General features: G+C 38.2%; 11 protein-coding genes and 1 riboswitch. Of the genes, 7 read left to right on the top strand and 4 right to left on the bottom strand.

All coding sequences use genetic code 11. From position 1 onward, the window contains the following. The first annotated feature begins 433 nt into the window (after nucleotides 1-433). Nucleotides 434-1,063, top strand: coding sequence for a hypothetical protein (locus tag QK255_RS10210; protein ID WP_002291071.1), 630 nt, complete (start codon nucleotides 434-436; stop codon nucleotides 1,061-1,063). A gap of 118 nt (nucleotides 1,064-1,181) precedes the next feature. Here the strand turns inward: QK255_RS10210 and QK255_RS10205 are convergent, their stop codons facing one another. Continuing rightward, on the bottom strand, nucleotides 1,182-2,291 hold the full coding sequence (locus QK255_RS10205) for an ABC transporter ATP-binding protein (protein WP_002291070.1): 1,110 nt from the start codon (nucleotides 2,289-2,291) through the stop codon (nucleotides 1,182-1,184). Between the two features lie 208 nt (nucleotides 2,292-2,499). Between QK255_RS10205 and mgsA the strand changes: the two genes are divergently transcribed. Together mgsA and QK255_RS10195 are read left to right on the top strand one after the other, a co-directional pair. After that, complete coding sequence (gene mgsA, locus QK255_RS10200) at nucleotides 2,500-2,922, top strand: methylglyoxal synthase (RefSeq protein ID WP_002291069.1); 423 nt, start codon at nucleotides 2,500-2,502, stop codon at nucleotides 2,920-2,922. A 186-nt stretch (nucleotides 2,923-3,108) separates the two neighbouring features. Continuing rightward, nucleotides 3,109-3,207: riboswitch (THF riboswitch) on the top strand. 37 nt (nucleotides 3,208-3,244) lie between these two features. Then, nucleotides 3,245-3,781, top strand: a complete 537-nt coding sequence (locus tag QK255_RS10195; RefSeq protein WP_002291062.1) for a folate family ECF transporter S component — start codon at nucleotides 3,245-3,247, stop codon at nucleotides 3,779-3,781. A 39-nt stretch (nucleotides 3,782-3,820) separates the two neighbouring features. On the opposite strand, the gene QK255_RS10190 is transcribed toward QK255_RS10195, so the two are convergent. Continuing rightward, on the bottom strand, nucleotides 3,821-5,584 hold the full coding sequence (locus QK255_RS10190; RefSeq protein ID WP_002291060.1) for an ABC transporter ATP-binding protein: 1,764 nt from the start codon (nucleotides 5,582-5,584) through the stop codon (nucleotides 3,821-3,823). A 2-nt stretch (nucleotides 5,585-5,586) separates the two neighbouring features. Then, nucleotides 5,587-7,302, bottom strand: a complete 1,716-nt coding sequence (locus tag QK255_RS10185; protein ID WP_002291058.1) for an ABC transporter ATP-binding protein — start codon at nucleotides 7,300-7,302, stop codon at nucleotides 5,587-5,589. 598 nt (nucleotides 7,303-7,900) lie between these two features. Between QK255_RS10185 and QK255_RS10180 the strand changes: the two genes are divergently transcribed. Then, nucleotides 7,901-8,524 (top strand): hypothetical protein, encoded by a 624-nt coding sequence (locus tag QK255_RS10180; RefSeq protein ID WP_002291054.1) that lies wholly within the window; start codon nucleotides 7,901-7,903, stop codon nucleotides 8,522-8,524. Nucleotides 8,525-8,773: 249 nt separating this feature from the next. Here the strand turns inward: QK255_RS10180 and QK255_RS10175 are convergent, their stop codons facing one another. Further along, nucleotides 8,774-8,998, bottom strand: coding sequence for a hypothetical protein (locus QK255_RS10175; protein ID WP_002291052.1), 225 nt, complete (start codon nucleotides 8,996-8,998; stop codon nucleotides 8,774-8,776). Nucleotides 8,999-9,191: 193 nt separating this feature from the next. On the opposite strand from QK255_RS10175, the gene QK255_RS10170 reads away from it, so the two are divergent. The 3 genes from QK255_RS10170 to QK255_RS10160 all read left to right on the top strand — a co-directional run bounded on the left by QK255_RS10170 (nucleotide 9,192) and on the right by QK255_RS10160 (nucleotide 12,951). Next, nucleotides 9,192-11,969: a sigma-54-dependent transcriptional regulator gene (locus tag QK255_RS10170; protein ID WP_002342260.1), complete on the top strand. Its 2,778-nt coding sequence runs from the start codon at nucleotides 9,192-9,194 to the stop codon at nucleotides 11,967-11,969. Nucleotides 11,970-12,049: 80 nt separating this feature from the next. Beyond that, on the top strand, nucleotides 12,050-12,469 hold the full coding sequence (locus QK255_RS10165) for a PTS sugar transporter subunit IIA (protein WP_002291050.1): 420 nt from the start codon (nucleotides 12,050-12,052) through the stop codon (nucleotides 12,467-12,469). An 11-nt stretch (nucleotides 12,470-12,480) separates the two neighbouring features. Further along, complete coding sequence (locus QK255_RS10160) at nucleotides 12,481-12,951, top strand: PTS sugar transporter subunit IIB (protein WP_002287114.1); 471 nt, start codon at nucleotides 12,481-12,483, stop codon at nucleotides 12,949-12,951. Nucleotides 12,952-12,956 lie beyond the last annotated feature (5 nt).

Raw genomic sequence — 12,956 nt, 5'->3', positions numbered from 1 at the left:
TACCACTTCTTTGCCCAGATCGAAAATTTTTTACGAACGAGGCTTTATTTGGTGTGCCTTGATTTTGTCGCTTTCGTTTATGAGCTATTTTTCTTACACCTTTTACTTGACTAATCGTAGGAAAAGAGGTTGTGACAGAAGTGATCAGCTTCAAGAAATAAGAAGAAATTTACGAAAATTGCTTCTCCTATTTTTGATTTGGTTGGTCTTATTTCCGCAAAGGCAAGCTTTTGATTCCCATTATGAACAAGGAGATGTGACACAAATTTTGTCACATCTCCTATTTTTGTCTCTTGATCAAAAAATTCTTATACTGGATACTCACACTCATTTTGTATGGATTTAGAAAAGAATATGTGTCTTGACAGTTATTGATAAGTGAGTTATACTAAGTCGACATTTATGTGTCAAGACATATTAGGAGAGGGAAAAAATGAGAAAAAATTCAGTTCGAAAACTAACGATTTCTGCTTTATTGATTGGGATGGGGGTCATTATCCCAATGGTTATGCCTAAAATCATGATCCCACCTGCTTCTTTTACATTAGCGTCTCATGTGCCATTATTTATTGCGATGTTTTTTACACCAGGAGTTGCAGTGGCTGTTGCACTAGGTACGACATTCGGTTTCTTTTTGACAACACCAGTTATCATTGCATTGCGCGCATTGTCACATCTTGTATTTGCATTGATCGGGGCATGGTACTTGCAAAAGCATCCGAGTATCGTTTTAAAGAATGGACAGTTTACTTTTACTAATTGGCGTTTCCAAGGGTTCAATTTTGTGATAGGTGTGATTCATTCTTTAGTAGAAATGCTAGTAGTCAGCATCTTTTACTTCATCGGTAATATGCCTGACACGTATTACTCTCAAGGATATTTTTATACAGTGTTCATCTTGATGGGAATTGGTGGACTCATCCACAGTTTGGTTGATTATAATATTGCTTATTTTATAGCAGGAACACTCAGCAAATACTTTGATATCCCGGTATTTACGGCAGCAAAAAAAGGAAATCGGAAAGAATCGATTCAAGGGTACGCGAAGAAAACGACATACTAATGATCTATCAAAGAAAAACTCTCATCTGCTAACGGATAATAAATCCGCTAAGATGAGAATTTTTTGTCCTAAAAAGAGCTACACCACTATTTTCTGGCGTAGCTCTGAAGGGGGCAGATTAGGGAAGTTTGATGACTTGTTCGGTTTCTTTATCAAAGAAGTGCCCTTTATTGATGTTGAAGGCAAGGTCAACCATTTCACCTGGTTTATGGAAATCTCTTGCATCTACTTTTGAGATGAACTCAGTAGAACCAGTTTTTGTGTAAAGCATCGTTTCAGCACCAAGTAATTCGGAAACGACAACTTCTGATTTCACTACGGCTTCAGGTGAAGCTTCAAGGGCTACTTGTTCACTGTGGATGTCTTCTGGACGAATGCCGAAGATGACTTCTTTTCCTTCATAACCTTTTTCGACTAATACTTTGTTTTTCCCTTCAGGAATACGAAGCTTAAGCCCATGTCCATCTGTGATGACACCGTTTTTCAATGTCACATTAAAGAAGTTCATGGCAGGAGATCCAATAAAGCCGGCAACGAACATATTGACTGGTGTATCATAAACTTCTTTCGGTGTACCGATTTGCTGGATAAATCCGTCTTTCATGATAACGATTCGGTCAGCCATAGTCATCGCTTCTGTCTGATCATGAGTAACATAGATCGTCGTTGTTTCAAGACGTTGGTGAAGTTTGGCAATCTCAGCACGCATGGCTACACGTAATTTAGCATCTAAGTTTGACAATGGTTCATCCATCAAGAAGACTTTGGCATCCCGAACGATTGCACGTCCTAATGCTACACGTTGTCTTTGTCCACCAGATAAAGCAGCTGGTTTTCGTTTCAAGTATTCTGTCAGTCCGAGGATCTCTGCTGCATTGTCCACACGCTTTTTAATGTCTGCTTTATCATATTTACGTAATTTCAAACCAAAAGCCATATTATCATAAACAGTCATGTGAGGATACAATGCATAGTTTTGGAAAACCATGGCAATATCACGGTCTTTAGGTGCCACGTCATTCATGACTTTTCCGCCAATATTTAGTTCTCCTTCAGAGATATCTTCCAGTCCCGCAATCATTCGCAAAGTAGTTGACTTTCCACAACCGGAAGGACCAACAAAAACGATAAATTCACGGTCTTTGATTGATAGATTAAAATCAGTCACAGAATAATTTTCTGCATTATCATATTTTTTATATACGTTTTTCAGAGCCATTTCTACCATAATACGTTCCACACTTTCTTTTTTAGTTTTATTAACTGATTAAAGTATAAATGAAAGCGTTAACTAAGTTCAATGTCATGTTGAACAAGAATTTTTTCTTTTTTTTGTCAATGTGCTAGTTTTAAGCTTCAATAAATATCCATAAGAAATAAAAACTGATACACTGGAGTAAATAAGTATGTTAACCATATCAAAAGGAGTGTCTCTTATGAAAATCGCTTTGATCGCTCATGACCGAAAAAAACCTATGATGGTGAAATTAGCAACAGCGTATAAAACAATATTGGAAAAACATGAACTTTTTGCTACCGGGACGACTGGACAACGGATCACGGAAGCGACCGGATTGCCCATTCATCGGTTTAAATCCGGACCGTTAGGCGGAGATCAGCAAATTGGAGCAATGATCTCGGAGGACCAGTTAGATTTGGTGATTTTTCTTCGAGACCCCCTAGCTGCACAGCCGCATGAACCAGATGTAACAGCACTTATCCGTTTATCTGATGTTTATGAGATTCCGTTGGCTACGAATATCGGAACAGCTGAGGTGCTGCTAAGAGGACTGGAAGCCGGCTTCCTAGATTTTCGAAGAATCGTCCATGAAATAGACAAACGTCCACTTTCATTTTGATGGATAAGTGTATAGAAAAATAACGTTTAATGTTCGCCTATATGTAGCTATAAAAGCTAAACGAACTGAGAATATGCGATATAATACGAACGTATTGTATAATATAACCAATAATATTAGTTTTTCGTGTTTGCAGTAAATGTGAAAATATGCTATAGTTTCTGTGGGAAAAGATCCCAAAAATAATACAGAGTAGAAAATAAAGCGTTAAGTGCTAAGAGGATGGGATGTTGCCTCTTGGACGAAGGACGTAATGTTCGCGGTTTTATTTTCGCATTCGCTGCATGATACGATGTAGCAGCTCTTAAAGGAGATGCTAAAAATGAAGAAACACCGGTTAGACGCACGTATGATTGCTATTATGGGCTTACTGATTGCATTGATGGTCACGTTGTCCCGTCTGGTAGCAATCGAGACCCCATTTATTAAAATCAGTGTCACATTTATTCCACAAGTGATCATGGGCATTCTTTTTGGTCCTTTTTGGTCAGGGATAGGTGCAGTTTTAGCTGATTTAGTAGGAATGGCTCTCTTCTCGAAATCTGCATTTTTTATTGGATTTACATTGAATGCATTTATTGAAGGAGCAATCTACGGATTCTTTTTCTATCGAAAAGAAATCACTTGGAAAAATGCCATTTTGGCTACGCTTAGTGTCACGCTGATCATAAACTTATTTTTGACACCATTATGGCTTGCGTTGATGTACCATGTGCCATTGTTCAGCTGGGTCGTTTGGGCGCCCCGCCTGTTAAAAACAGTGATATGGTTACCGATTCAATCAATTGCCATTTATTACGTAGGACGTAGTGTTCCTTACAAAAAAATTTTAAGAAGTTTAGCGATCCACGCTAAATAAAAAACAAGCAGTCTTCCCATCCCAGAAGACTGCTTGTTTTTATTGTGCTGTGAATTGTGCTTGATAGAGCCGTCGGTAATAACCATCCTTTTGAAGCAACTCATCATGGGTGCCCATTTCGACAATGGCTCCCTGATCCATCACTAATATCTGGTCCGCATTTTTGATTGTGGACAGGCGATGGGCAATAACAAAACTGGTTTTTCCCTCCATCATTGCTAAGAAAGCTTGTTGGATTTTTTTCTCTGTCAATGTATCGACTGAGCTGGTAGCTTCATCTAAGATCAACATAGGCGGATTACTGATCATCGTTCGAGCAATCGTCAACAGTTGGCGTTGGCCATCTGATATCTTTAACCCTTGACCGCCAATCTTAGTATCTAATTTTTCCGGCAAACGTTCAACAAATTCATACATATAAGAGGCTTTTAGGGCATCATTGATTTCTACGTCACTTGCTTCCGGATTCCCAAAACGAAGATTTTCTCGCAATGTACTGTCAAATAGCCAAGTATCTTGTAACACCATTCCAAAACTTTTACGTAATGTATCACGTTGGATAGAGCGGATGTCATGGTCATCGATTGTAATCGTTCCTTTTGTTGTGTCATAAAAACGCATCAGCAAATTAACAAGTGTGGATTTTCCGGCCCCTGTTTTTCCTACTATAGCAATGGTTTGACCTGGATAAGCAGTAAAATTGAAATCTTCGATCAAACGCTGTTTGGGGTCATAAGAAAAAGAAACATGATCAAAAGAGACTTTTCCTTTGATATTTTTGGGTTCCAAGGCATAGGCATCTGGCAAATCAGGCTTTTCTTCTGGTTGATCGATCAAATCAAATGCTCGTTCTAGACCAGAAAAAGCGGTTTGCAGTTGTGTCGTGATTCCAGAAAGTTCGATAAATGGTTTAGAAAACTGACTTGAGTAGATCGTAAAACTGGAAATCACACCAACAGTGATTGACGAACCACTCTTCAATGCCAATAGGCCGCCAACTAAACCAATCGATAAATAAGCAAGGTGATCTACAAAACGAGAAGACGGGTTTGTCAAGGAAGAAGAAAATTGTGCCCGTTGTCCTTTTTGATATAGATCAGCATTTAGCAGTTCAAATTGCTGTTGACTAGCTTCTTCTTGCTGAAAAGCTTTCACGATTTTCTGATTACCGATTCGTTCGGTCACAAAGCCCGAGATCTCCCCAATGATTCTTTGCTGTCTATCGAAATTTGTTTGCGAAGCACGAGCAACGATCCAACTCACAAGGAAAATAATCGGTGTGGAACAAAGAACGACCAATGTCAGAAGTGGACTTAGACGCATCATAAAAATAAACGAAAGAAGGATGATCGCAACTCCGGAAAACAATTGATTGAAGGCAGCAGAAATCGCAATAGAAATGTTGTCCATATCATTTGTAAATCGACTGACGATATTTCCATGAGAATTTTGATCATAATAACGAAGTGGCAATCGATTCAGTTGAGCAAAAGCATCTTTTCTTAATGTTGCAACGGACAAGTAAGCTAACCGATTGCTTAATACTTGGATGAGCCATTGACTGACTACGTTGATCAAAACGATCCCACCGAACAGAATCAGTAAATGGAATAGTCGATTGAAGCGAACTTGTCCTTCTCCGATCATTTGATCGATACTTTGGCCAATTTGTAACGTCATCACAACTGTTGCGATCCCGTTGATGATCCCTAGTAATACAGCTAGCCAAATGTCTTTCGCATAAGCAGTAAGATAAGGGATGAAGCGACGGAGTGTCTGCAAGGATAATTTTTTTACTTTCATAACTATTCTTCCTCCTGTGATGCGACGATTTCCTGATATTCCGCTGATTGAGCAAGTAATTCTTCATGCGTACCTTGAGCAGCGATCTTTCCTTGATCCATCACTAAGATATGGTGGGCTTCTTGAATGGAGCGGACACGTTGGGAGATAATGATCACTGTACTGCCAAGATAAGTCTGCAGCGCCTTACGCAAATCCAAGTCAGTCTGATAATCCAACGCACTCAAAGAGTCATCTAAAATCAGTAATTCTGGCTTGGCAATCAAAGCTCTTGCAATCGTTAGTCGCTGTTTTTGACCGCCGGAGAAATTTTTTCCGTTTTCCATGACTTTTGTATCTAAACCATTTGGAAGCTGACGTACAAATTCTTCTGCCTGAGCGATTTTCAGGGCTTCCCAACACTCATCTTCTGTGGCATCTTGCTTACCCCATTGAAGGTTTTCACGAATAGTCCCAGTAAATAACACGGAAGTTTGGGGAACAAGGGCGATTTGCTGACGAAGATGATCCAGCTGCCAAGAACGAACGTCCATTCCATCCATTATGACTGTACCGGAACTGACATCATAGAAGCGCGGAATCAATTGAGTCAAAGTCGTTTTCCCGCTTCCCGTTGGACCAATGATTCCAAGGACCGTATTTCGCTTCAGCTGAAATGTAATCCCTTGAAGAGAAAGCCCAGAATCAGGAGTATAACGGAAGTCAACGTGATCAAAAGCGAGAATCGATTCAGAAGAAAAATCGGGAGTAGTACTGATTTCGGCTTCAAGAATCGAATTCTCTGTGTCTAGAACCTCTTTTACTCGATTACCTGAAGCTTCGGCACGTGTGAAGATCACGACGAGGTTTGAAACAACGATCAGTGCCAAAAGCATTTGATTCATATAATTGATCAAAGCAAGAACTTGTCCTTGTTGCAAACTCCCAATGTTTACTTTGATCCCGCCGACTGTTAGCAAACAAATGATTCCGACATTCATAATCAAGGTCGTAGCAGGTGATAAAAGGGCAGAGATATTGGAAACACGTAAATAATTGTTCGCTAGATCATTTGTGCTTTTATCAAACTTTTCTGTTTCTTTTTTTGTCTGTGCAAATGCACGTATGACACGAACGCCGCTAAGATTCTGGCTGACGTGTTCATTGAGCTGGTCTAGTTTTTCTTGCACTTTTTGATAGAGAGGAACAGTTTTTCTGATGATAAAAAATAAGATGATGGAGAAAATAGGCAATAATGCTAAGAAAAACAGACCTACTTCCCAGTCGATCACAAAAGCCATGACTACTGAACCGATGCTTAAAAATGGTGCTCTAATCAATAAACGAATGACCATTGCTAAAGCTAGTTGAAGCTGATTGATGTCGTTTGTCATTCGAGTGATCAAGGTATCTGTTCCAAAATGATTCAACTCGTTGTGAGAGAAAGTATTGATTTTTTTGATCAGCTGATTTCGCAACTCTGTACCAAATCCTTGTGAAGCTATTGAAGCGTAGTATTGGCAAATGATAGCACAAATCAGACCAATCACAGACATAGCGACCATCCATAAGCCCATTTCAATGATTTTTCCTCGGTCATTCATTTTTAATCCATTATCGATCAAGGAAGCCATCATTAAAGGTAGGACAAGTTCGAAGACAGCCTCAAGAAACTTGAAGAACGGACCCAAAATGATTTGCTTACGATAATCTTTTGCATAACGTAATAACTGAATCATATGATTCCTCCTATTATTTATTTGTCTACAGTTGAAAAAACAAGTACTACCACATTGTAGCTTAGGAAATTTAGAATGAAAAGAGAACAAGCCTTTTCATAAATGAAAGTTTTATTATGAAGAGATTTTAGAGATTGAATAGAATATTTTTTAGAAAAAAAGAAAGAGAACGGGAAATTCATCCCGGTCTCTTCATTCCTCCAAACGTCTATTTTGTCCGATTTTTTATAAATGAATCGTGTGCAAAAGGTGGATCAGGTACAGAATCATCAATGGAGCGCTATTTATTTTTTGAAAATAAAAAAGTAGTGATTCCATGATTTAAGTAAAAAACAGCGAGTATAAAGCAAATGATCTTAGTAATGAATAAAATCTCATAAAATGGAGAGGGCGAAGCTTCATTTTCCATAAAAACCATCGTTATTTTTGTCGAAAAAATTAAAAGTAACGATGTTATTAAATCTAATAACAGCTTTGTTTTCATAGTTTATTCTCCTTTTTTAAAAGTTGTTGAAATCGTTTTCTTTTTATGCTGTAAAGTTATTGTAACAAATTGTTTGTGGGAAAGCTAATTAATGTTGAAAGAAGGGATATGAGAATGAAAAAATCGTTGATTGGTTTATTATGTGTGGCAGCTTTAGGGGGGGTAAGTAATATCGGACAGCCTGTGTTTGCTGTAGAAGTGGATGCATCAGTGATCGACATATCAAATGAAAAGAAAGAGATAAACATAAGTCCCGTACTCACTTTTGATGAAATGGTGCGAGAAGTAGCAAAAGAAAACGGCATCCCTATTATCCAAGCACAACAAGAGCTTGGATTCACAGATGAAAGTGCAAGACAAGCACGTACAGCAAGAGCAACATACAGAACATTATCGCAATCTTTCACAGTCAATGCTAGTTATAGACCCACGATGCGCTTTTATTGGGAGACCAGTGAAAGTGGAAATTTTAGGGCTATCAAAAGAATCGTACGAGTTGAAATGATCCGCGGATATAATGGTTTGTCGAAACAATTTGGTGGAACTGTTTATGTTCATTTAGAAGATGCTAACCGTATTTTTTACATTGTAAATGGCGACTTCTTCAATAATGGTTCAACAACTTGGAATGCAGGGGTGAACATCGGAGTAGGAAGAAACGCTTCTATTAAGTTTGGTGTAACGAATACAACCTCTCATTATCAATATCGCTATGTAGAAAGTCGTTTGCGATTTTGATATCAAAACAGCACACGAAAAAGAAAACAAGGCAGGAACAGTGATGTTTCTACCTTGTTTTCTTAATCAATGGGAAAAAACTAAGAGTGGTGTACGTAATCAATAAAAAGGATGGTGACAACAGTACCTCTTTACTCTCTGAAAGCATCATAACTCGTTTTTCCTCGTTACGCCAATAAATTGTTGTTATACCAGATATAAGGATTTGTAATAACAAAAAGCAGACAGAAAAATTGAGAGCTGTGCCTCCTATTTTGTGTGGAAGGATTTATAGAACGCAAAAATCAAGATAAAGATAAATAAAAATCCTTTTTCGGCTATATATTGCGTATCTACATCAATAAAACGGGTTTGTTCTGTCATAGCCATATAAAGCAAAGGTAAAAACACAACCACAGCGAGATAAGATCCGATGATTTCGCGAAAAGTTTTCCAAGAAGTATACTTCCTCTTTTTAGATTTATCCGATTTCATTGAATAGTCATAGCCTCCTTGTTCTTTCTTTATTGTTTGGAAATCCCAGTATAAAAACCGGAAGGAACTGTTCTTTTTTAGAATAAAAATTATAAGGGATAAGTGAGCTGCTGTCTATAACAAGACATATTTTTCAACCCTTTATTAAAGATTTTATTGACAAAATGAATCCGTTTTCTATGATGGAGTAGGGGTGGATAAGTTGTTAAAACACGAAATTTTATGCTACTTAGAGAACCAGACAGCCTTTTTCGATCTCAACCATATGAACGAGGTCTTTACAGCAAAAAGATTGGCTGAACATTTTGGGGTAAAAAGAAACACAGTCAGTCATTATTTGAACCAGTTGAATGAAGAGAAACTACTAGTCAAAATCAATTCTCGTCCAGTGGTTTATTTCCACAAAGAAGCTTTTGAAAAACAATTTTTTAAGTTACGTACGAATTTTTATTTTTCTATCAATGATCTTAAAGAAGAACAGCCTTTTTTCGCACAACCAAAAGATTTATTCTCTTTTATGATCGGACACGACGCCAGTTTGAAAGAAAGTATCGAACAAATCAAAACAGCTCTTTACTATCCAGATGGCGGACTGCCACTTTTGATCACAGGTGAAAGCGGCACAGGTAAAAGTTATTTAGTCCATTTAGTCTATCAGTATTGTCTGCTTCATGATTTACTAGAGGACTCTGCACCATTCATCACTTTCAATTGTGCACAATATGCAGATAATCCTGAACTGTTGACTAGCAATTTGTTTGGTCACGTCAAAGGAGCTTACACTGGAGCAGAAGAAAATAAAAAAGGGGCTTTCGAAGCAGCAGATGGTGGAATCTTGTTTTTAGACGAGGTACATCGCTTAACACCAGAAGGGCAGGAAAAACTATTCACCTATCTTGATCAAGGTGTGATTTATCGTATGGGAGAACCTAATTTGTCACGGCGGATCAAAACACGTCTTTTTTTTGCCACGACAGAAGAGACCACTAGTCATTTCTTAACCACTTTCATTCGAAGAATACCTATCCGAATCGAACTGCCTGCGCTCAATCAGCGTAGTCGAAATGAACGGCTAGAACTGGTTTACTCTTTTTTTATCGAGGAACAAAGAAAAATGGGAAGCCCTTTGTCAGTCAGTGGCCCAGTTTTGTCACTTCTAGCAGGTCAAAAATTATCTGGAAACATAGGAGAGCTGAAAAATATTGTCAAAGTTTCAGCAGCAAAAGCGTATGCTGAACAACGTGAACAGTCGGAGATCCATGTCACCATCCATCATTTGCAAAAAGAACTACTCGCTGAGCCCATTACCAAAAATACAGCACAGCAAGGAATCTATATCACGCAAGACCAGACCTTAGAACAATTGATGGAAAAGCAACAACCAGAACAGCAACGAATCGTTAAAAGTTTTGAGCAGATCCTGCTTGATTTCAAAAAAAATGAGTGTCTTCTATATTCTTGCGAAGGAAAACTAAAACAAGAAGTGATCCAATTATTTGATTTTTTGCTGTTTGAGACCAGTAGACAAGAAAAACACGAGCTGTTGGTTTATTGGACTCAATCTATCCGTGAGACCTTTCGACAAATGGAGTCTGCCTATCAAATCAAGTTCGATGGAAACAGTGTCTATGCCTTGAGTTACTATCTTTATCAGCGAAGCACTGTCAAATGGTTACCGGAAGAACATGCGATTATCCAACTAATCAAAGAATTAGAAAAACAGGTTTCTCAATCTTATCCATCTAGCTATCATTATGTCCAGCGAATCTTGGAACTGAGTAAGATTAAATTAGATATTGAAGTCACTAGTATGGATCGGATTTTACTGACGATCTATCTAAAAAAAGCAAAATGGTCAAAAGAAAAACGACTGCCAAAAGCAATGATTGCTGCGCACGGTTATGCAACTGCTAGCAGTATGGCAAATGTGGTCAATCGTTTATTACAAGAAGATCTATTTGAATCATTTGATATGCCGCTAGATGTCACTCCACAGCAGATTGCTTCAGAAATTGTGGATTATTGCGAAAACAGCGATGTTTCAAATGGATTGATCATATTAGTAGATATGGGATCTCTGAAAGAAATCCATCAGTTTTTTAAAAAACAACTATCTGTACCACTTTTGATTTTAAATAATGTGACGACACCTTTAGCCATCACAGTAGGGGAATGCTTGCAAAAAAATGCAGCATTAGAAGAAATAGCAGAAGAGGCTGTTCGTCAAACCAAACCAGAATGGCGGCTCCTCTATCCACAAGAAAATAAACCCAAAGCACTCATTACTACCTGCTTCACTGGAATCGGCACGGCGGCTCACCTAAGTGCACTGCTAGAGAAAAGCTTGCCTACGACTTGTCAGTTGAAAATCATCCCATATGAATATCAGCGATTAAAAGATAAGAAAAACAGGGACCCACTGTTTTCCATATACGAAATCGTAGGGATCATAGGTACCGCAGATCCTGCTATCACCGATATCGACTATCTTTCATTAGAAGACCTCATCTCAGGAGAGAAGATGTCTGTACTGGCAGAATGGTTGGATTCTGCTATGAATGTTTCAGATAAGGAAACATTCAACCAGAACATCATTCGCAATTTTTCATTGGAGAAAGTACTGGACTCTGTGACTATTCTAGATACAGAAAAGGTGATGGAGGAAATCGATCATTTTATGCGAGAATTAGAGGTGCAGTTGAATCGAAGAATCAGTAATCCCAAAAAACTAGCGTTATATGTCCATGTGAGTTGTCTAATCGAACGTTTGATTCGACAAATGCCAATTGAAACCTATCAAGGATTAGAGAAATGGGAACAGTGTCAAAAAGAAGAGATATTTGCCATTAAATCTGCATTTAGTGTCATTGAAGAGCATTATAGTGTCATGATCCCTCGTTCTGAGATTGCCTATATCTGTGATATTTTGAGTGAAAGTACAGAGTTACTCTCGATAGAAGAAGAATTTTGAACATAAGCAAGTTGTGGCCACTAACTTTGGCACACAACTTGCTTTTTTAGTATGTGTAAGTAAAAAGAGGAGATGAAAAAGTGGACAGAGAAATTATCTTAGCTTCCCATGGTAAATTTGCTTCAGGGATACTAGATTCATTAGAGCTAATCTATGGGAAAAATCATTCTATTACTGCATTGGACTGCTATACTGATGAGAATTTTGATTTAACGGAATCAGTAAGTCAGCTGTTTATGAGGTACAAAGATAAAGAAATCATTGTTCTGACGGATCTTTTTGGCGGAAGTGTCAACAATGAATTCTTACAATATATCAATCAGGATCATGTCTATCTTGTTGCCGGATTGAATTTGCCACTCTTGATTGAGCTAGTATCTCGGTTGGACGCTGAAGTACAGACAACTGTTTTGATCCAGCAGGTGCTAACTGATTCAAAAAAAATGATCCAGTTTTGTAACGAACGGATCAATCAGGAAATAGAAGAAGATGAATTTTAGGAGGAAGAAGAATGATTGTATTGACAAGAGTTGACCATCGGTTATTACACGGACAAGTAGCTTTTTCTTGGACACAAACAATAGGTGCAGATTGTATTTTGATTGCGAATGATGATGTGCCTACTAATGAGATACGAAAGACAACGATCAAATTAGCCAAGCCGCAAGGAGTCAAACTAGTAATCAAATCCATTGATGACTCGATTGCCGCATTGAAAAGCGGGGTGACAGATAAATATAAGCTATTCATCGTAGTGGAATCAATCGAGGACGCATATAAGCTGGCAGAAGCGTATCCAGAAATCAAAACCATCAACTTAGGAGGAATCAAGGCGAAACCTGGTACTCGCAGTATTGGAAAAGCGGTGAATATTTTACCAGAAGAGGAGGAACGATTGAAAAGATTGATTGACAAACAAATAGAAGTGGAGATCCGTCAAGTACCGGCAGATAAAAAAGTGGACGTAAGGGAAGTTTTGTAAGAAAG

Source organism: Enterococcus sp. ZQ21, assembly GCF_030053755.1.
GTDB lineage: Bacteria > Bacillota > Bacilli > Lactobacillales > Enterococcaceae > Enterococcus_B > Enterococcus_B lactis.
This window is presented reverse-complemented; position numbering and strand designations above follow the sequence as displayed.

Coding starts and splice junctions, on each gene's coding strand:
- mgsA (WP_002291069.1), top strand. CDS start 2,500: ATGAAAATCGCTTTGATCGCTCATGACCGAAAAAAACCTATGATGGTG.
- QK255_RS10195 (WP_002291062.1), top strand. CDS start 3,245: ATGAAGAAACACCGGTTAGACGCACGTATGATTGCTATTATGGGCTTA.
- QK255_RS10175 (WP_002291052.1), bottom strand. CDS start 8,998: ATGAAATCGGATAAATCTAAAAAGAGGAAGTATACTTCTTGGAAAACT.
- QK255_RS10180 (WP_002291054.1), top strand. CDS start 7,901: ATGAAAAAATCGTTGATTGGTTTATTATGTGTGGCAGCTTTAGGGGGG.
- QK255_RS10190 (WP_002291060.1), bottom strand. CDS start 5,584: ATGAAAGTAAAAAAATTATCCTTGCAGACACTCCGTCGCTTCATCCCT.
- QK255_RS10160 (WP_002287114.1), top strand. CDS start 12,481: ATGATTGTATTGACAAGAGTTGACCATCGGTTATTACACGGACAAGTA.
- QK255_RS10210 (WP_002291071.1), top strand. CDS start 434: ATGAGAAAAAATTCAGTTCGAAAACTAACGATTTCTGCTTTATTGATT.
- QK255_RS10185 (WP_002291058.1), bottom strand. CDS start 7,302: ATGATTCAGTTATTACGTTATGCAAAAGATTATCGTAAGCAAATCATT.
- QK255_RS10205 (WP_002291070.1), bottom strand. CDS start 2,291: ATGGTAGAAATGGCTCTGAAAAACGTATATAAAAAATATGATAATGCA.